A 19,638-nucleotide genomic window follows, 5' to 3' on the forward strand; every position below is an offset into this window, starting at 1 on the left:
ATTTATTATTAAGAATCAGGAAAACTCGTTAAGAGTTTTCCTGATCAACTTAAAAAGGGTTAGGCAATGTAACGACAATCATCGCTACAAATAGAATGGTCAAATAATTTAAAGAGTAAACAAACATCCATGTTGCCCATTTCATATCATCCTTCATAAAGAAGCCTGCTACCCCTATGGCAAACCAACCGATACTGAGTAAAGCGGCGATTACCACGAAGACTGTCCCTAAAGAATGAAGATAGAACGGGAATGGTAATAAACATGCTGTATAGATTACAATTTGACGTTTCGTGATTGAGAACCCATGAACGACAGGTAACATAGGTATGCCTGCCTTGCGATACTCTTCTGTTTTCTTCATGGCAAGCGCCAAGAAGTGAGGAGTTTGCCAAATGAACATGACGAAAAATAATCCCCATGCTACTGGGTGTAAACCAGGATCAATTGCTGCCCATCCAATTAAAGGTGGAACGGCCCCTGAAAAACTACCAATCACCGTGTTTAACGTATATCTTCTTTTTGACCACATTGTGTAAAGAACCACATACGTAAACCAACCAAAAGCTCCGATTAAAGCAGCTACCCACGTGGTAAATAGTAAAAATAGTAGGCCTAATGCTGTTACACTAACACCCATTATTAGGATGTGTCTTAATGATATTGTACCTGTTACCGTTGGACGGCTTTGCGTTCGAGACATTATTTTATCGATATCTCGGTCGTAATAGTTGTTAATTATACAACCACCTGCAATAACAAAAGTAATCCCAATCATAGACATTAAGAATGCTTGCCAATGATCAAAAAAAGATGCCTCGGTGAAATGTACCGCTAGCCAAAAGCCAGCAAATGCAGTCATTAGGTTCGAATTTATAATCCCTATCTTAATCAAAGAAAGGATGTCAGCCCATAAGGATGAAGTGGTTTCATCTCTGGCTGAACGATTCATCACTTGTGATGTTGACTCAACAGTCCTTGGATTGTTCATCGTTCTTCGTATTCCTCCTTCAACCTTCCCTCACAATTCGTTCATATTCTACTTAGTATAAACAAACTCCTAACATTTTAAAGGAGGGCGTGTTGTAAAAACTTTTATGAACGTACAGATTTCAAACATTCCACCCTATTGTATCATGGAATAGATTTTCTATCTATTTAATCAGAGATATTTTAAGTTGTGAAATATCTGTGAACACCCCTATAATCAGGAATAGATGACTTTAGTTTAAAGAGGTGATGGAGAGCATGATCGGTCGGGTAAGAATTGTAAGTATCAGAACAAATCCCCTATTTATTTCTAGCAAACAACCGTTTACATTGCAAGCACTTTTTTGACATTTGTTGTGAAAATATATATGAAATTCCTATAAGAAACAAAATAGAAAAGAATTGGCTTAATTGAACGAATTGAGATAAAGGTACCACTTTTAAACCCTAGCGTATCGTTGTGGTCTTATTGAAACTTACTAGTGATCTGATCATTACAAATCATGTATTTTACTCGAGTCATCTATCTTATAATTTCCTACTCTTTATAAATCATGGTATTATATAGTTTGTGTCGATTTGGTGAACATTACGTTCGATAATTGCACTTATTTTTTTATTTATATTAATATAGATATGTTCCACTAAATATACAGAGAGGTGGAGAAATGATTAAATTACTAAAATGGCTTTCCGTTCTATCGTCTCTTGGAATGCTATTTGTCCTAATAGGTGGCGCGCTGGTAACCAAAACAGAGTCAGGTATGGGGTGTGGAAGAAGCTGGCCACTATGTCACGGTCAAATTATCCCATCTAACATTACCCCAGAGCTTATTATAGAGATGGCTCACCGTCTTGTTTCCGGAGGCGTTGGATTATTTGTATTAGTGTTATCCATTCTAGCATGGAGATATATAGGACATATCCGAGAAACAAAATTACTTGCATTCTTATCCATTTTCTTCTTAGTTGCTCAAGGATTAATTGGAGCAGCTGCAGTTAAATTTGGACAATCTGATTTTGTGTTGGCGATGCATTTTGGAATCTCATTGATTTCGTTTGCATCCATCTTCTTATTAACCCTATTAATTTTTGAGATTGATAGGAAATTTGATGCAGAATCTCTTTATATTGATCGAAGCTTGCGCATTCAATTTTATAGTTTAGCTATTTACACATTGGCTGTGGTTTATACAGGTGCACTTGTTCGTCACGTTGGAGCAAGCGTTGTGTGTACAGGATGGCCATTTTGTGATAATAGCAGCCCCTTACAACTTGGCAGCTTTAATATGCATGAGTGGGTTCAAATGGGACACCGCTTAGCCGCTGGTTTAATTTTTGTTTGGGTGGCTTATTTGTTTATAAGAATCAGGAAGCAGTATAAGTCTAAGGGTGTAATGAGAACAGGCTGGAACCTTGCATTTCTTCTTATGGCTCTTCAGGTGTTCTTAGGCGCAATGATTATTGTTACTCAACTTAATCTATTTATTGCCCTTTTACACGCCCTCGTCATCGCATGCTTCTTTAGCTTGTTGACTTACTTTATTTTATTATCTTCTAGAAGCGCAAAATATGATAAAACTAAAAATAATTAGTTGGAACGAAAAAAAACCGTAGAGTGATCTCTACGGTTTTTTAATATGCTCATACTAGTTTTTTTGTAACTGTTATTCAAACTCGATTAACAAATCACCTACATGAATAGCTTCTCCATTTTTAACGTAAATGTCTTTAATTTTACCATCAAACGGTGCTTGAACCGTAGTTTCCATCTTCATCGCTTCAGTAATCATAAGATGATCTCCTTTATTGACCGTTTCACCTTTATTCGAGATCACACTCACAACTGTACCAGGCATCGTAGCCCCGATGTGTTTTGGATTTTGCTTATCCACTTGAGGACGAGCTTCTACAGACGCTTTAATGTTCTGATCTTTTATCACGACTTCTCGAGGTTGACCATTTAGTTCAAAATAAACCACTCTTGTAGCATCTGGCTGTGCTTCACCAATCGAAACAAGTTTAACAATTAACGTTTTTCCTTGTTCGATCTCTACTTCAATTTCTTCGCCAAGACGCATTCCATAGAAGAATGTCAACGTATCTAACACAGACATGTCCCCGTATTGCTCATAGAATTGATGATAATCCATAAACACCTTTGGATAGAGTGCATAACTAATCATATCAAAACTCGTCACTTGACGATCTAGTTTTTGGAAGAGGTTTTCTTTTAGGTCTTTAAAATCAACAGGTTCTAGTAGTTCACCCGGACGAACGGATAAAGGTTCCTTCCCTTTTAGAATAATGCGTTGAAGCTCTTGAGGGAAGCCTTGGTATGGTTGACCTAAATACCCTTGGAAGAATTCAAGAACAGAATCAGGAAAATCAATCGATTCACCTTTTTCATAAACATCATCCTCAGTTAGATCATTCTGTACCATAAAGAGTGCCATATCTCCAACTACTTTGGAAGAAGGAGTTACTTTAACAATATCACCAAACATATCATTTACTCTGCGATACATATGTTTCACTTCGTCCCAACGTGATTCAAGCCCAACAGCCTTTGCTTGCTGTTGAAGATTACTGTATTGCCCTCCTGGCATTTCGTGTTGATAGACTTCAGAATGAGGTGCCATCATGCCACTCTCGAAATCTTGATAATACTTTCGAATATCATGCCAGTAGTGCCCCAATTCTTCGTAAGCTTGCACATCGACATTTGGCTTTCGCTCATTTCCCTCTAAAGCGTAATACAGACTGCTGGCACTTGGTTGAGAAGTTAATCCGGCCATCGTACTTGCAGCAACGTCAACTACATCTACACCTGCTTCTATAGCGCGCGCATAAGTGAAGATCCCATTTCCGCTTGTATCATGAGTATGAAGGTGAATCGGTATATTGATCGTTTCTTTTAATGCCGAAACCAATTGATAGGCCGCTTCTGGCTTCATAACTCCTGCCATATCCTTAATTGCTAAGATATGAGCGCCTGCATCCTCTAATTCTTTAGCTAAACTCGTATAGTAGTCCAAGTCATATTTAGGGCGGGATGGATCTAAAATGTCTCCTGTATAACACATAGCGGCTTCAGCGATTTTCCCTGTTTCTCTTACCGCTTCAATAGCTAATTTCATCCCTTCCACCCAGTTTAAGCTGTCGAAGATTCGGAAGACATCAATACCTGCCTGGGCACTCTTTTCAACGAATTCCTTTATCACATTATCAGGATAGTTCTTATACCCAACCGCGTTACTAGCGCGAAGTAGCATTTGGAATAACATATTTGGCATTTTCTCACGCATGTTTAACAAACGCTTCCAAGGATCCTCCTTCAAGAATCGATAGGATACATCAAAGGTTGCTCCTCCCCACATTTCTACAGAAAATAGATTAGGGAGTAAGCGTGCTGTTGGTTCTGCAATATGCTCTAAATCTTTACCTCTAACACGAGTGGCTAATAAAGACTGATGAGCATCTCTGAAGGTAGTGTCTGTATACAATACTTCTTTTCTATTCTTTAACCATTCAGCAACTGCTTCAGGGCCTTGTGCATCAAGTAACTGTTTCGTTCCATTTGGAATGGGTTCAGAATGTTTCACCACTGGTTCTCTAGGTTTTGGCAACGCAGGTTTCTTCCTGTGAGAAGTTCCTTCAAACCCATTAACCGTTGTAGCTCCGATATAAGAGAGCATTTTCGTCCCTCTGTCTTTTCTTTTCGGAAATACAAATAACTCCGGTGACTGGTCAATAAAGGTTGTATTGTACTCCCCTGACAAAAATTTATTGTGCAGGATAACATTTTCAAGGAAAGGAATATTGGTCTTAATCCCTCTTATCCGGAATTCTCGTAAGTTACGTACCATTTTATGTGCGGCCTGATCAAAACTTAATGCCCATGTAGAAACCTTCACTAGCAATGAATCGTAATAAGGTGATATGACAGCACCTTGGAATCCATTTCCAGCATCTAAGCGAACTCCAAATCCACCTCCAGAACGGTATGCCATGATTTTCCCTGTGTCAGGCATAAAGTTATTAAGTGGATCTTCTGTTGTTACACGAGATTGAATGGCATAGCCATGTGTACGTATGTCTTCCTGTTTAGGAATACTGATTGGCTTATCAAACAAATTATACCCTTCAGCAATCATAATTTGAGCTTGCACGATATCAATACCGGTAATCAATTCTGTTATCGTGTGTTCTACCTGAACACGTGGATTTACCTCAATGAAATAGAATTCATCCCCTGAAACAAGAAACTCAACTGTTCCTGCATTCAAGTAGGTGACATTATTCATTAACTTAACAGCAGCCTCACACATACGCTCACGTATATCGTTATGTAAGGAAACGCTAGGAGCGACCTCCACAACCTTTTGGTGACGCCTTTGAACTGAACAATCTCGTTCATATAAATGAACCACATTACCATCGGCGTCCCCTAAGATCTGCACTTCTATATGTTTTGGATTTTCAACTAACTTCTCAACGTATACATCGTCATTACCAAATGCTGCTTTCGCCTCAGATTTGGCACGGTCATACCCATCCTGAAGAGCAGCCTCACTTCGAACGATACGCATTCCACGTCCGCCGCCACCAAGAGCAGCTTTAATCATGATTGGATAACCGTGTTTACGACCAAACGCTTTTACTTCTTCAATGTCCTCAACAGGCCCATCTGTTCCAGGAATAACTGGAATGTCCGCTTGAACAGCTTGATATCTCGCTTTCACCTTATCGCCAAACATATTTAAATGTTCACTTGTTGGGCCAATGAATGTTAGCCCCTCTTCTTCACATCTTCTGGCAAAATGAATGTTCTCGGATAAGAATCCATAACCAGGGTGGATGGCATCAACACCAACACTCTTAGCTATTTCAATAATCCCTTCAATATCAAGATATGCGTCGATTGGCTTTTTTCCTTCACCAACAATGTAAGCTTCATCAGCTTTGTAACGGTGATAAGAACCGCTGTCTTCCTTTGAGTAAACCGCTACTGTTCTTATATCAAGTTCTGTACATGCACGGAATACTCTTATAGCAATTTCGCCTCGATTGGCAACTAATACCTTATTGATCTTCTTTCGTTCACCCATTGTCTTCCTCCCCTAGCTTTTCTTTGTTGTTGTAACGTAGGTACATCTGTATTCGACCTGTCTTCATTTGTTACTGTCTTGTTGTAAACCTTTGGCTTGTCTTCTAGACGCACCTGTCTAGCTATATTATTTAAAATTCCCATAGAGGCCAATAAGACCACTAAAGAAGAACCTCCATAACTTAAAAATGGCAAGGGTACTCCTGTAATTGGAAGCAAGCCACTTACAGCCCCCAAGTTAATAATGGTCTGAATTCCAACCATTGATGAAATCCCAATTGCCAAAAGACTTCCAAATGCATCTTTACATTGTCTTGAGATAAACAACCCACGAAGTACGATGACTGTCAGAAGTCCAATACCAAGTAATACTCCTAATAAACCTAGCTCTTCAGCGATTACAGCCATAATAAAATCTGTGTGCGGTTCAAGCAGATAACCCAGTTTTTGAACACCTTGTCCAAGACCGTCACCACTTATACCACCTGTCCCAATTGCAATATACGACTGTATTAAATGATAACCATCATCGGCCGGATCTGAGAAGGGTTCATAAGCCCCTGTAAAACGAGCAACACGTTCTGAATCAGTCACAACGGACGTTAAGATGAAGATGGTAATTAAAGCTCCACCAAGAACCGCTAACATGCTTATTATTTTCGGGTGTATACCAGCACTCAAAAAGATCGTTGCTGCAATGAGACCGATGATGGAGGCCGTCCCCACATCCGGTTGCCAGATTATTAACCCAAGAATAAGGAATGTAATAAATAATGGTGGTATAACACCTCTTCTAAAGCTCGATAAACGGTCTTGCTTTTTGGCGAGTGCAGAGGCAAGATACATAATTAAGCCTACCTTCGCTAACTCTGCCGGCTGAACTCGAATAGGACCTAATACAAGCCAGGAATAAGCACCATTTACATAATCCCCAAGTGGAGACCAGACTAACGCAAGCAATATCGCAACGCCGAACAAGATTAACGGCATCCATTTCTGATACTTCTGATAGGGTATACTAATCGTTGTTGTAAATGCAATCAACCCTAAACCACACCAAATTAATTGCTTGTTCAGATAATGATCTGGAGAGTACCCCCACTTTGCAACGGCATAAACCATTGATGCACTATAAATCATAACGACTCCAAAAGCTGTTAAGATCAACGGTGTAAAGATTAAAGTGAAATCAAAGTTTTTCCATAATTTTTTCATTGTTGTTCATCCTTATGTAATTGGTTTCGATCCCTTATATTTTTTTACTAGATTAAAGCATCAAATTCCTTCTTTGCAAGAAAAATATTCTTATCCAATATCATACTTTTTCCTTAAGCCTAGTTTATATCACTCCTTTTTCCCGCTACTCAATACCTAGATAGTAAAAAAACTCAAATGTTCACCAGAGGGGTGAAATTTGAGTTTATCTGTCAGGACTTTTGAGACGCTTCATGTAGAGCATTCATTTCTTGCTCTAAGTTCTCGAGAAGCTTCTTCCCATCCTCTTCCCTTATTAAATTCAAGCGGACAGCGAAATCAATCTCTCGTGATAGTCCGAACATTTGGGTATCTAGAACCTCTTCATATAGAGGACACTGCGGCATGGTTAGGTTATCCATCTGAACTTTGATGAGTTTTGCTATTTTATCCGCATCAGCCTTAAGAAGGGCGTAGGCTTGTTGGCGATGATCGATCGCGACTTCTGATGACACGTTAATCCCCTCCGATTAAAACAGACTTTCTTTTATTTATATTATAGGTTAAGGGACAAAAATGCAAGGAAAGTTCAGAAAGATAACTACGTTTTTACTTTATTTTAGACTCTGTCATTATTGGGTGTTAATTTCCTATATAAGCCCAATTATATGGGAGACTCGAAGTTGAGAGGAGGCTTCCGTTTGCCTAGATTGAGGATAAGGTGGTTCGGGAAATTACTCGCTTTCCGCGGCGAGCTGGGGAGCCTCCTCGAACGCTTTCGCTCTCTGTGGGGTCTCCCCTAGGCTCCTACTGCCGCAGGAGTCTCGCAATTTCCCGAACCACCTTTGCCATATATTGAGGGAAAGGAAGCGCCCGTGGAAAGCGAGTCGTTCCCCAGACACCCCCTAAATCTCAATAAACGTAACGCCCCATACATAAAAAAGTGTCTCAGCTTTAAGTATTCAACATTCCTGCCCTATTCTTGAATAAATAGCAACAGTAAACTTTTACAAAGCCTTACTTAAAAGATTGATAGCTCTAACCGACTTGAGAGCATTTCTAACAATTGCATGCCCACGACGCTATTACCTTTTTCATCAAGAGCAGGACCAAAGACTGCAATTCCTCCAAAGTCTTTCACAGAACCCATTACAGCACCTGACACTCCACTTTTAGCTGGAATACCTACTCGTATAGCAAACGAGCCTGAAGCATCATACATGCCACAGGTTACCATGAAGGTTTTACATATTCTTGCTAGCTGCCTTGGTATGATTTGGCGACCTGATTCAATGTCTTTTCCTTCGTTCGCAAAAACCGCTCCAATACGAGCCAACTGTTTAATATTCACTTCAATAGCGCATTGCTTAGTATAGGTATCTAACAATTCTTCAATTGATCCTTCAATAACATGGTGTTGTTTCATAAAGAATGCAAGTGATCTATTTAGATAAGCTGTTTCATATTCTGAATTCGCAATTTCTTGGTCGTATTGAATACTATGATCATTGGCCAATTCATGTACGAATGCTAACAAACGTCCAACTTTCTCATCAGGTGTAGTTCCTTCAATCATATTTGTAACAGCTAAAGCACCTGCGTTAATCATGGGGTTTAGAGGTTTAGACGGGTTTGTTGTTTCAAGCTTAGCTATTGAATGGAACGGATCACCGCTTGGTTCTTTTCCTACTCTGGCAAACACATAATCTTCACCTTGATCCATTAGAGCTAATGCTAATGCTAAAACTTTAGATATGCTTTGTATCGTAAATGTGTTCTCGGTTTTACCTGCCCCAACACATTCTCCATCTAAATGATAAACCCCAATTGCAATATTCTCACGATCTTGCTTTTCTAGAGCTGGAATATAGTCAGCTACTTTACCTAATTGAGTAAAAGCACTAACGTGTTCTATCCACTCATCGACCATTCCCTGACTTACTTTTTTCTGCATTTGAAAACCTCCTTAGTGCATGATTGGTTTAAGTTCGTTATACTAGGTTCAGAATCTTTTTACAACGAAGGGTGGTCTACCATTGATCATACAATTAACTGGAAACGTAAACTATAGCATTACATTAGACCCTACTGTTTGGATTTTTGATGATCGCAAAGTATCATTTGAGGAAGCGTTCACATTTCAAACCACGCCAGAAGCAACTGAAGAAGATGAAATAAGAAAAGCCTCTGAGTTCTGGGATCGTGAGGTCTATCAACAAAAACTTGATCCTCCTGTAAATAAAAGCATCTCCAAATACGATAAGAAAAAAATACTAGAGGGTACTTATGTTATGCCCATTCACCACTTTTTAAAGAATGCTGAGATTAAAGATGAAGCAAAAAATGCTTTACTCGTAACTGAATCTGGAGATAAAACCATTACGCTAGACGATTTAAACCAGTCTCTCTTTTTATTTTCACAAGATGGCAAGCCTTTAAACCAAGAAGGTCCCGTTCATGTGTACTTTCAAGATGGCTCAAATAAAGACGAGCCTGTAAAAGGTGTCAAAAAAATTGTGATTGATTGATATGTAAATGAATAAACCCCGGTCATATATATGACCGGGGTTTATTACTATAGAAAATCTGCTGATAGCTGAGCTAAAGGTGAACGCTCACCTTTAACTAGCTTTACGTGTCCACTTAAGTTTTGATCCTTAAATTTCTCTACTACGTGAATAAGACCGTTATTAAATTCATCTAAATAAGGATGGTCTATTTGATGAGGATCTCCTAATAAGACGACTTTACTTCCCTCGCCAATCCTAGTTAGTATTGTTTTCACTTCATGCTTAGTAAGATTTTGAGCTTCATCAATAAGAATCAGCTGCTCAGGAATACTTCTTCCTCTTATATAAGTTAGTGCTTCAACTTGTATTGAACCGATACCGGACAAGATTTGATCAAGTTCCCCCGGTTTCTTTACATCAAACAAATATTCCAAGTTATCATAAATCGGCTGCATCCAAGGTCTTAATTTCTCTTCTTTCTCCCCTGGCAGATAGCCTAAATCTTTCCCTAAAGGCACAATAGGACGGGCTACAAGAAGCTTTTTATAGAAACCATAATCTTCAATTTGCATAAGTCCTGCTGCTAAAGCAAGTAAAGTCTTACCTGTACCAGCTTTCCCAATCATCGTAACCAAAGGAATATCCCGCCTTAACAATAACTCCAAAGCCATGACCTGCTGAGCGTTCCTTGGCCTTATCCCCCATGCTTGTTCATTTTGGAACCTGCACTTCTGCAGAAGACCTTCATGATGTCTTACAATGCCTATAGCGGAGTGAGAAGGATTAGCTCGGTTTTTTAAAATCATAAATTCATTTGGATGGAGAGATGCTAACAACTCTTTCGATAGAGCTAATTCCCCCGTTTGGAAAAATAAATTAATTTCATCTTCATTCACATAAAGTTCCTTAAAACCATTTAGGATTGTGTCTTCATTGACGGCTCTTTCACTAAGAAAGTCTTCAGCAACAAGTCCAATAGCATCAGCTTTAATTCGCATTAACATGTCTTTTGAAACTAAAACAACTTGTCTTCCTGCGCTTTTATCCTTCTCCTCAAGATGCAAGTTAAGCGTGACCGCTAAAATCCGGTTATCATTTGTACGTTCCATAAACACTTCTTCTAGCTTCGTAAATGACCTGTGATTTAATTCAACTCTAAGTGTACCTCCACTTTCAAGTTGAACGCCCTCGTGGAGCTTCCCCATTAACCTCAACCGATCCATAATTCTTGACACTTCTCTGGCATTCCGCCCAACTTCATCCATGTTTCTTTTTTTTGAATCCACTTCTTCCAGTACGATGGCTGGAATAACGACCTCATTATGACCAAAAGTATAAATTGATCGTGGGTCTTGTAACAACACGTTTGTATCTAACACATAAATTTTTTCCATTCAGCCGCCTCCTGAGAATTGGTCTACATTGTTTGGCAAGGCTTCCTACTTCCACTATATGCTTGTATGTATAAAGTTAGACGAACTTCAAAATATAACAACAAATAAAGGAGTGAGAACTATGAAATATATCTTCATAATTGGTTTAGCTATTGCTTTAACAGCCTGTCAATCAAATGAACAGGAAAGCCTGCCACAACAAGAGAACCAAAGCCCTACTATCCAAGTCCAAGATTCTGATCCCGCTCCAAAAGAAAGAATGAGCAATCGAAAGCGTTCTAAACATTTAGCCAGAGTCGCTAATGAAGTGCCTGATGTTCATAAAGCTACCGCGGTCGTAGCAGGTCCATATGTAGTCGTCGCTATAGACGTGGATAAATCTCTAGATCGATCACGAGTGGGATCTATTAAGTATTCTGTAGCTGAAGCTTTAAAGAAAGATCCATACGGGAAAGACGCAATTGTCATTGCTGATGCTGATGGCTATGAGCGCGTTAAACAGATGGGCAAAAAAATAAGACAAGGACACCCTATTCAAGGTATTACGGATGAACTTTCAGCTATTGTAGGAAGGTATATGCCAGAAGTTCCTGTACCAGAAAATAAGCCAACAGAACCAGATCAAGACAAAGGAAAATTGTCTACTGAGCAAAAAAATGAGCTTGAAGAAATTCAAGACGAACAATCCAATGATTATAAAGACAAAAAAACACCTAAATCTGATTAAGATTTAGGTGTTTTGCTTTTCTAGCTCTTTTTCTTCTTCTTGCAATTCATTATAGTATTGAACCCCAAACTGAGAGCCTTCATCAACCATCTTCGTATTTTCAGTATGGTCGAATTCAGGTACTCCTGCTTTCTCAACAGGAAGGTCCTCTTGGTTGTCTTTTTGAATGGAATTTTGAACTGTTGTTGATAAAGATTTAGCTCGCTCTTTTAAATCATTTCTTCTCTTCTCATCTTTAAGTACGTACATTGCAGCTCCTGCACTAGCAGCTCCAACTGCCGAATAAATCCAACGTTTTTTCATCCATTTCACCCTTTCACCGTATTCTATTTAACCTTTTCCCATAAAAAGTTAGCTCTAAACAACCTATTTTAAACTTATAAATATCTTCTGTTCTGTAGATCTTCCCCACATAAAGTGACTTGTATAATAGAGAGTAGAGTATAAAAGTGGACATTCACATAACCGCTTATAGGTCACATATTAGTCGCTGATCCCCACTTCTTACAAATTTTCGAACATCTATTAGTACATAAGAGACGAACATGTTATAATACAAAAGCAAAGAGAGAAATAATTGAGGTGAAACCGATGCGTGTAAAATGTGTATTATGCGATGATGTCCATTCGATCGACGGAAACTCTTTGCAAGCGAAACGTATGCGTAACAAACGGATTCATACGTATATGTGCCCAACCTGCAACGATCGAATTGGAGAAAAGACAAATGCCAGAAAAGCAACAGGTAATTTTAATCTTTACAGAGAACCAAAGAATGATGAAAGTTTAATATAAAGAAAAAGCCTGCACGCTGTGCAGGCTTTTTCTATTTATGAGGCTTCAGTTTTCCTACCTTTTCGTTCATTGTGTAAACGTACTCTGTAAATTCCCAATACAAGCGAAGAAACAAAAAGGCCTTCTGCAATTGGAAGGGACAACCCAAGTGGCACTGTTAAAATTGTGCACCCTGCAGCTAAAACAACGTAGATCACTGCAGATTTAAGGACTGGTAACTTTTTAGCAAACCCTAATTTATAAGTTAGAATCGCTAAGCCTAGAATAATTAAGTATAAAAATAAAACGCTTCGAATAGCAAGCGCTACTTCATCATCATTATTCAAATTGATTTCTCCACCTAACCTACTAAACAGAAAGCTGGCTACAGGCGACAGATCATTAGGAATTTGAAGAATATTACTCGCTTCATTCATCGGTGTTTCCCCCTATTACTCGTAACATAGATCTCTTTCTATCATACTAAATCTTCTGACTACCCGCCACCCTCTTATTGGATTCGTTTTCAAAAGAAGTAAAATACGATAAACTTGTTACTAGCATGCACACAAGAGGTGAACACAAATGAAAAATGTAAACATTCCACTTTTTCTTCTAGCACTCTTAGCCGTATTTTGTTTTATGTTAGTAGGGGTAGCTATAGGATACCGTTCAGTGATTTTTTCTCTACTATTTCTACTGTTAGGATTTTCAGTTATGGGCTTTGGCTTCGTGGTTAAGCGTAAGCAGCGTAATCAAGAAGCTTAACTTCTTACTTACTCCATTTCAGCAAAAGCTCAAGTACCTCCTAAAAGTCAGGAGTAAACTTGAGCTTTTGTAATGCGGCTTAAGCCTTTATCAAATATAGTAACAGACGGGCCTATTAGAAGAATAGCAACCCCTGTCCCTATACCTATAGGGCCCCCTATTAACAAGGAAATAGCTAAAAGTATGAGGCTTACAACGGTTTTTGACATACCCAAACTAAAGCCTGTCAATTTACTGACCACAAACATCGATCCATCCACAGGGTTATAGGCAAATTTACTTCGCACGTAAATCGCCACACCAAGTCCTAATAGGAGAATACCAGCTATAAGTAAACTATATGCTAACCCACTGCTATCAACTTCCATTGAACTAAATACGCCATGAAGCCAAAAATCTATTCCTATACCGGTTACAACTGCTGTTCCAAGAGCCAATAGATCTGGTTTCTTACGTATTAAAAAGGCATTTATACAAACAAGCAAGAACCCGTTAATAACCTCCCAAGTTCCCGTAGTTAATCCAACAGCATCTGATAGCCCTACATTTAGAGAGTCAAAAGGCATTGTACCTAGATTAGCTATAATTGTGAGGCTAATTCCAAGAGTCATAATTCATAACCCAATTAAGTAATAGAGTACTCTATTCACGTAGACCCCTCCTTATTTAAAAAACGTTCCCATTATTTCTTTAGTTCGATGTGTTTATCAATAATCTCTCGATGAATAGCAGGATTAGAAGCTATTATAGAATTAGTCGTTAACATGTTTACTTCTGTACCATCGGCTTTTGTAGTAATGCCCCCTACTTCATTTAAAAGCACAATCCCAGCAGCTACATCCCACGGAGCAAGACGCATTGTGACGTAAGCATCCATATTTCCTTCTACGACATAGGCAAATTCTAATGCAGCTGATCCGTATGAACGTGTTCCTCTTACTTTTCTGATAAGCTCTTGCATTCCATTCTTATCTACACGAGGATTTTCTGTAGCCCAAAAGGCATTTAAACCAACAATCGACCTTTCCAAAACAACATCAGATGAAAGAGGCGAAAGCTTTTGATCATTTTTATAAGCTCCTTCACCACGCTTACTTTGATATAGAACGTCTCCCATAACATCGTAAATAAAGCCTATTTCGCCTATACCGTCGCTATATATCCCTACAGAAATAGCAAAGTTTTGTTTTTGATGAACGAAATTCATGGTCCCGTCAATTGGATCCACAATCCAAACGGTGCCATTCAAGTCCGCTAACTCATCGCCAAACCCTTCTTCTCCTAGAACGCGATGATCAGGGTATGTTTCTCGTATCTTTTTAGCAAAGAATTGCTCCGTGTTTTGATCAATCTCTGTAACAAGGTCATCCGGGGTGGATTTGGTCTCGATTACAAATGGTTCGTGCATTTTTGCTCGAATTCGTTCTCCAGCTTCTAAAATCCACTGTTTAGCTTGTTCAAAAATAAGTTGCTTTTGTTGATCATTCATGCGAGTCGAACTCCTTTTATTAGTCAGGTTGATTACAATGGTATCAAAATTTTGGTATTCCTTCATCTTTTTCACTTTTTATACGGAGTGCACCAGTAAATCGTTCTTTAGATAGCCTATCCCTGTAGAGTTCATGAATAGAGAAACGCTCCCGTCTACTTGTATGGAACGTAAGGTGGTCCTAGAAATCGTAAAAAAAGAACGAGCTATGAACTCGTTCTCGGTATAGCTATGAAGTCAGGTGAACCCATTCCATCCTTAATTGTTCTAAACGCTCTTTGGATTGTCTTACTTGTTGGTTATCCTCTTCTTCCATCGCTTCAAAAAGTGTCATTAATTCATAATCAATTTCCATTTTCACAACAGGTAACCTCTCCATCACTTCCCTCTTACGCAGGCTATCCATTACTCGTTTCATTTGCGACTCCTCCTAGAGAGCTCTTTTAGTATATATATGTGAAAACCTTCAAATCTGACAAATGTTTTATTACTTTTATTTAACCAAATAGCGCCCGATTTAAACCTCAACCGTGCAGTTAGGCGCCTTGATAAGATCTATGATAGAATTTTATAGTATAACGTTTGTAATGAAAGAAAGGAGTTCATATATGACACAGTTTAACGGATTTACAGAAAAAGATTTTGACGTTTTTAAAATTGATGGGCTTGAAGATCGTATGAGTGCATTAAAGAGTGAGGTTTCACCCAAATTAGAATCAATTGCAGAAGAGCTCGCACCTGCTTTAACAGCTTTAACAGGAGATGAAATGCATGTTCATGTGGCCAAACATGCCAGAAGAACAACCAATCCACCTAATGACACATGGGCTGCACTTGCAAGTAGCAAAAGGGGCTATAAGAAACTTCCTCACTTCCAAATCGGTTTATGGGAAAGTCATGTTTTCATTTGGTTTGCTATGATTTATGAAAGTCCAATTAAAGAAGACTATGCTCAAGTACTTAAGAAACATCAAGAAGAAGTTAGGGATCATATACCTGCTGATTTCGTTTGGTCAAAGGATCATACAAAACCTGGCGCAACACCTAATAAAGATTTAAACGAAAATGATTTCACGCAACTGTTGGATCGTTTACAATCTGTAAAAAAAGCTGAAATTCTTTGTGGTATGCACATTGACCGAAATGATGTTATCCTTAAAGATCGGGATGCGTTTTTGAATAAATGTGAAGAAACATTCAACACCCTTTCTTACCTGTACCAGCTAACAAAAGAGGTCGGTTAAAGGTTTAAAAGGGTAAAAAGTTGTCAAAGCTATTGCTTAGTTTCTTGAAAAACGCCTTCCACAGGCGTTTTTTCATGCTTGTAATGGATTAAACTTATGTAAATTATCACGCTAAACACAATTAACACCGTGATATATGTTATAATAACTTAGTTCAATGAGAACGCCATTCGAACTATAGAGGAGAGTATTAAGGAATGAACGTAAGACAAGACCTAAGAAATATTGCAATTATCGCCCACGTCGACCACGGTAAAACTACTTTAGTTGACCAAATGCTTCACTACTCTGGTACATTCCGTGATAATGAACACGTAGACGATCGTGCAATGGATTCCAACGATCTTGAGAAAGAGCGCGGAATCACAATTTTAGCGAAAAACACAGCCATTTCATATAACGATACGCACATTAACATTTTAGATACACCTGGCCACGCCGACTTTGGCGGTGAAGTGGAACGGATTATGAAGATGGTAGACGGTGTACTACTTGTTGTTGATGCCTATGAAGGGTGTATGCCTCAAACTCGCTTTGTTTTAAAGAAAGCGCTAGAGCAAAAATTAACACCAGTGGTTGTATTAAATAAAATCGACCGTCCAAATGCCCGTCCAGAAGAAGTTGTTGACGAAGTATTAGACCTATTCATCGAATTAGGCGCAGACGAAGACCAGCTTGAATTCCCTGTTGTATATGCTTCTGCACTTCAAGGAACTTCAGGGGTTGAGCCAGAAGATCAACAAGAGACAATGGATCCAATTTTCACAACGATTATGGATAACATCCCTGCTCCAGTTGATAATTCTGACGAAGGATTACAATTCCAAATCACGTTACTAGACTATAACGAATATGTAGGACGTATCGGCGTTGGACGTGTCTTCCGTGGAAGTATTGCTGTTGGACAACCAGTATCACTTATGAAGAAAGACGGATCTGTTCAAAACTTCCGCATTTCGAAGCTGTATGGCTTCATTGGACTGAAACGTGTTGAAATTCAAGAAGCCAAAGCAGGTGACATTGTCGCAGTAGCTGGTCTTGAAGGAATTAACGTCGGTGAAACAGTAACGAGTCAAGATTCACCAGAAGCGTTACCGATCCCACGTATTGATGAGCCTACTCTTCAAATGACGTTCCTAGTAAACAACAGTCCATTTGCTGGTAAAGAAGGTAAATTCATCACGGCGCGTAAGATTGAAGAACGCCTTCTAACACAGTTAGAAACAGACGTTAGTTTACGTGTTCAAGAAACAGAATCTCCTGATAAATGGATCGTAAGTGGTCGTGGTGAGCTTCACTTATCTATTCTGATTGAGAACATGCGCCGTGAAGGTTACGAGCTACAGATTTCAAAACCACAAGTAATCATCAAAGAAGTTGATGGTGTAAAATGCGAACCAATGGAACGCGTACAAGTGGACGTACCAGAAGATTACCAAGGTACCGTTATGGAATCTCTAGGCTACCGTAAAGGTGAAATGTTAGATATGATGAACGATGGTAATGGCCAAGTTCGCTTAGAGTTCAAAGTCCCTTCCCGTGGCCTAATCGGTTATGCAACGGAATTCATGTCTCAAACGCGTGGTTACGGTATCCTTAACCATACATTTGATGGCTATGAGCCTGTTGTAGAAGGTTCAGTTGGTGGACGTCGTCGTGGAGTACTTGTTGCTCTAGAAAATGGTAAAGCCTCCACTTACGGAATCATGCAGCTAGAAGACCGCGGTACAATCTTTGTTGAACCAACAACAGATGTATACGCAGGTATGATTGTTGGTGAGCACAACCGTGAGAACGACTTAACGGTAAACATCACGAAAGAAAAGCACCTTACAAATATCCGTTCAGCAAACAAGGACCAAACGAATACAATCAAAGGTGTTCGTAAAATGACGCTTGAAGAAGCGATCCAATACCTTGACGATGACGAATTCTGTGAAGTTACACCAGAAAACGTACGTCTACGTAAGAAGATCCTAAACAAAAACGAACGTGAAAAAGACGCTAAAAAAGGTAAACAATAAAGTTTTTAAAAAGGCTGTTCTATTATGGAACAGCCTTTTTCCTTTTGAATTATCTCTATATATTACCGAACAAACATTAAAAATGACTGAATCCATCTCTGGATTCAGTCATTTTACTATCTGAAAACTTATACTTTTACTATATCGCCATCTGAAGCATCACGAGCTGCCTTTATCGTTTTATATAGAGAATAACCTGATTGTTGCTCAAATTCTGCTCCTAGAGTCTTCTCTTCACTCTTTGAAGGTACGATTTGCTTAAAACGAGTATAGGCAACCATCAAGTCTTCCCTCTTAACTCCTGACTCGTTTGCTTTCTCTACCAAGTTATAGAGGTTAACAACATCAATAATCTCTTCTGTACTCCAGTGTTCTGTATCTAACGGATAATTATAATCAGCACTCATAGTTTCTCTCCTTATCTTTGCCACTTCGTTCGAATCTGGTCTGCTTCAGCAATTATTCTTTGTATCAAGATTTCTACAGTAGGAATATCTTCAATTCTCCCTATTACTTGTCCAGCCCAGCCAAATCCTTTTTTTTGGTCTCCTTCATAAATATATCGTTTGTTTGCTTCCCCGTCGATATACGATTTTAACACGCTTATACCGGGATCGTCTTGTTCTAATTTCAGAATTTCTTCTGTCCATGGATTTAACAAAGCTCTTGCAGGGGTTCCAAGGGAGCGTTTAATGACTACAGTTGCTTGTTCATCCCCTTCAATGATGGCTTGTTTATAAGAAGGGTGAGCATGACGACACTCTTTTGTAGCGATAAAACGAGTTCCCATCTCAATTCCATCTGCCCCTAGGGCAAGCGCCGCCATAACCCCCCTTCCGTCTCCAATGCCACCTGAAGCGATAACTGGTATGGATACTGCATCAACAACCTGAGGGGTAAGAACCATCGTCCCTACATCACCTCTTCCAAGATGCCCTCCTCCTTCTTGTCCAACAACCATCACGGCGTCAGCGCCTAACGCTTCCGCTTTAATAGCTTGACGCTTTGCTGCAACTAGAACAAGGGTCTTTATGGAATAAGGTTTCACCATATCTAAAACCGGTTTAGGGTTTCCACCTGTTACAGATATTACGGGTACCTGTTCATCAATTGCTACTTGAACCATATGTTCGAAAGGTCTTCCGTGTTGCCCTATGGCAAAATTTACTCCGAAAGGTTTGTCTGTTTTTTGTTTTACCTTATGTATTTCTTCTTTTAATGCTTCTGGTGACGATAAACTCATCGCTGTAATTTGCCCAAGCCCGCCTGAATTTGATACAGCTGAAGCAAGGTCTGAATAGGCTAAATAAGCTAAACCACCTTGAATAATCGGATATTTTATATTTAATAAACGTGTAACACGCGTCTCATACATTCCGCGCCCTCCTCAGTCAAAATATTCAATTAACTTTTA

Annotated in this window: 20 protein-coding genes; 7 read left to right on the plus strand and 13 right to left on the minus strand. The window is 39.1% G+C overall.

Annotated elements, in window-relative coordinates:
• Positions 1-49: 49 nt before the first annotated feature.
• The gene (cyoE, locus tag IEW76_RS14165; RefSeq protein ID WP_188654911.1) at positions 50-991 is read right to left on the minus strand and encodes a heme o synthase; all 942 of its coding nucleotides are present in this window, start codon (positions 989-991) and stop codon (positions 50-52) included.
• A gap of 667 nt (positions 992-1,658) precedes the next feature.
• Here cyoE and IEW76_RS14170 point away from each other — a divergent pair.
• Positions 1,659-2,585, plus strand: coding sequence for a COX15/CtaA family protein (locus IEW76_RS14170; protein WP_188654913.1), 927 nt, complete (start codon positions 1,659-1,661; stop codon positions 2,583-2,585).
• A gap of 72 nt (positions 2,586-2,657) precedes the next feature.
• Here the strand turns inward: IEW76_RS14170 and pyc are convergent, their stop codons facing one another.
• From pyc to glsA, 4 genes are all read right to left on the minus strand, one after another.
• Positions 2,658-6,101, minus strand: a complete 3,444-nt coding sequence (gene pyc / locus IEW76_RS14175) for a pyruvate carboxylase (RefSeq protein ID WP_188654915.1) — start codon at positions 6,099-6,101, stop codon at positions 2,658-2,660.
• The gene (ftsW, locus tag IEW76_RS14180; RefSeq protein WP_188654917.1) at positions 6,068-7,315 is read right to left on the minus strand and encodes a putative lipid II flippase FtsW; all 1,248 of its coding nucleotides are present in this window, start codon (positions 7,313-7,315) and stop codon (positions 6,068-6,070) included. The genes pyc and ftsW overlap by 34 nt, the downstream gene beginning before the upstream one ends.
• 212 nt (positions 7,316-7,527) lie before the next feature.
• Positions 7,528-7,809, minus strand: coding sequence for an Fpa/YlaN family protein (locus tag IEW76_RS14185; protein ID WP_036780890.1), 282 nt, complete (start codon positions 7,807-7,809; stop codon positions 7,528-7,530).
• 506 nt (positions 7,810-8,315) lie between these two features.
• Positions 8,316-9,248 carry a glutaminase A gene (gene glsA / locus IEW76_RS14190; RefSeq protein WP_188654919.1) on the minus strand — a complete coding sequence of 311 codons (933 nt, stop codon included), beginning with the start codon at positions 9,246-9,248 and terminating at the stop codon, positions 8,316-8,318.
• 82 nt (positions 9,249-9,330) lie between these two features.
• Here glsA and IEW76_RS14195 point away from each other — a divergent pair, with 82 nt between their 5' ends.
• On the plus strand, positions 9,331-9,822 hold the full coding sequence (locus IEW76_RS14195; RefSeq protein WP_188654921.1) for a molybdopterin-binding protein: 492 nt from the start codon (positions 9,331-9,333) through the stop codon (positions 9,820-9,822).
• 47 nt (positions 9,823-9,869) lie between these two features.
• On the opposite strand, the gene IEW76_RS14200 is transcribed toward IEW76_RS14195, so the two are convergent.
• On the minus strand, positions 9,870-11,198 hold the full coding sequence (locus IEW76_RS14200) for a PhoH family protein (RefSeq protein ID WP_188654922.1): 1,329 nt from the start codon (positions 11,196-11,198) through the stop codon (positions 9,870-9,872).
• 121 nt (positions 11,199-11,319) lie between these two features.
• Between IEW76_RS14200 and IEW76_RS14205 the strand changes: the two genes are divergently transcribed.
• The gene (locus IEW76_RS14205) at positions 11,320-11,925 is read left to right on the plus strand and encodes a YhcN/YlaJ family sporulation lipoprotein (protein ID WP_188654924.1); all 606 of its coding nucleotides are present in this window, start codon (positions 11,320-11,322) and stop codon (positions 11,923-11,925) included.
• 3 nt (positions 11,926-11,928) lie between these two features.
• Here IEW76_RS14205 and IEW76_RS14210 read toward each other — a convergent pair whose 3' ends face one another.
• Complete coding sequence (locus tag IEW76_RS14210; RefSeq protein WP_036780901.1) at positions 11,929-12,228, minus strand: YbyB family protein; 300 nt, start codon at positions 12,226-12,228, stop codon at positions 11,929-11,931.
• A 288-nt stretch (positions 12,229-12,516) separates the two neighbouring features.
• Here IEW76_RS14210 and IEW76_RS14215 point away from each other — a divergent pair, with 288 nt between their 5' ends.
• Positions 12,517-12,720 carry a YlaI family protein gene (locus IEW76_RS14215; RefSeq protein ID WP_188654926.1) on the plus strand — a complete coding sequence of 68 codons (204 nt, stop codon included), beginning with the start codon at positions 12,517-12,519 and terminating at the stop codon, positions 12,718-12,720.
• 35 nt (positions 12,721-12,755) lie between these two features.
• Here the strand turns inward: IEW76_RS14215 and IEW76_RS14220 are convergent, their stop codons facing one another.
• On the minus strand, positions 12,756-13,136 hold the full coding sequence (locus IEW76_RS14220; protein WP_188654929.1) for a YlaH-like family protein: 381 nt from the start codon (positions 13,134-13,136) through the stop codon (positions 12,756-12,758).
• A gap of 148 nt (positions 13,137-13,284) precedes the next feature.
• Between IEW76_RS14220 and IEW76_RS14225 the strand changes: the two genes are divergently transcribed.
• On the plus strand, positions 13,285-13,467 hold the full coding sequence (locus IEW76_RS14225; RefSeq protein ID WP_188654931.1) for a DUF5325 family protein: 183 nt from the start codon (positions 13,285-13,287) through the stop codon (positions 13,465-13,467).
• Between the two features lie 47 nt (positions 13,468-13,514).
• On the opposite strand, the gene IEW76_RS14230 is transcribed toward IEW76_RS14225, so the two are convergent.
• The 3 genes from IEW76_RS14230 to IEW76_RS14240 all read right to left on the minus strand — a co-directional run bounded on the left by IEW76_RS14230 (position 13,515) and on the right by IEW76_RS14240 (position 15,374).
• The gene (locus tag IEW76_RS14230) at positions 13,515-14,078 is read right to left on the minus strand and encodes a YczE/YyaS/YitT family protein (protein WP_188654933.1); all 564 of its coding nucleotides are present in this window, start codon (positions 14,076-14,078) and stop codon (positions 13,515-13,517) included.
• Between the two features lie 71 nt (positions 14,079-14,149).
• Positions 14,150-14,956: an inositol monophosphatase family protein gene (locus IEW76_RS14235; protein WP_188654935.1), complete on the minus strand. Its 807-nt coding sequence runs from the start codon at positions 14,954-14,956 to the stop codon at positions 14,150-14,152.
• Between the two features lie 229 nt (positions 14,957-15,185).
• The gene (locus tag IEW76_RS14240) at positions 15,186-15,374 is read right to left on the minus strand and encodes a YkzI domain-containing protein (RefSeq protein WP_188654937.1); all 189 of its coding nucleotides are present in this window, start codon (positions 15,372-15,374) and stop codon (positions 15,186-15,188) included.
• A gap of 190 nt (positions 15,375-15,564) precedes the next feature.
• Between IEW76_RS14240 and IEW76_RS14245 the strand changes: the two genes are divergently transcribed.
• Complete coding sequence (locus IEW76_RS14245; protein ID WP_188654939.1) at positions 15,565-16,200, plus strand: YktB family protein; 636 nt, start codon at positions 15,565-15,567, stop codon at positions 16,198-16,200.
• 197 nt (positions 16,201-16,397) lie between these two features.
• The gene (typA, locus tag IEW76_RS14250) at positions 16,398-18,224 is read left to right on the plus strand and encodes a translational GTPase TypA (RefSeq protein ID WP_188654941.1); all 1,827 of its coding nucleotides are present in this window, start codon (positions 16,398-16,400) and stop codon (positions 18,222-18,224) included.
• A gap of 128 nt (positions 18,225-18,352) precedes the next feature.
• Here the strand turns inward: typA and IEW76_RS14255 are convergent, their stop codons facing one another.
• Positions 18,353-18,631: a UPF0223 family protein gene (locus tag IEW76_RS14255; protein WP_188654943.1), complete on the minus strand. Its 279-nt coding sequence runs from the start codon at positions 18,629-18,631 to the stop codon at positions 18,353-18,355.
• An 11-nt stretch (positions 18,632-18,642) separates the two neighbouring features.
• Positions 18,643-19,599: an NAD(P)H-dependent flavin oxidoreductase gene (locus IEW76_RS14260; protein ID WP_188654945.1), complete on the minus strand. Its 957-nt coding sequence runs from the start codon at positions 19,597-19,599 to the stop codon at positions 18,643-18,645.
• Between the last annotated feature and the right edge of the window lie 39 nt (positions 19,600-19,638).

The sequence above is a fragment of the Pontibacillus salipaludis genome (assembly GCF_014642405.1).
Taxonomy (GTDB): domain Bacteria; phylum Bacillota; class Bacilli; order Bacillales; family BH030062; genus Pontibacillus; species Pontibacillus salipaludis.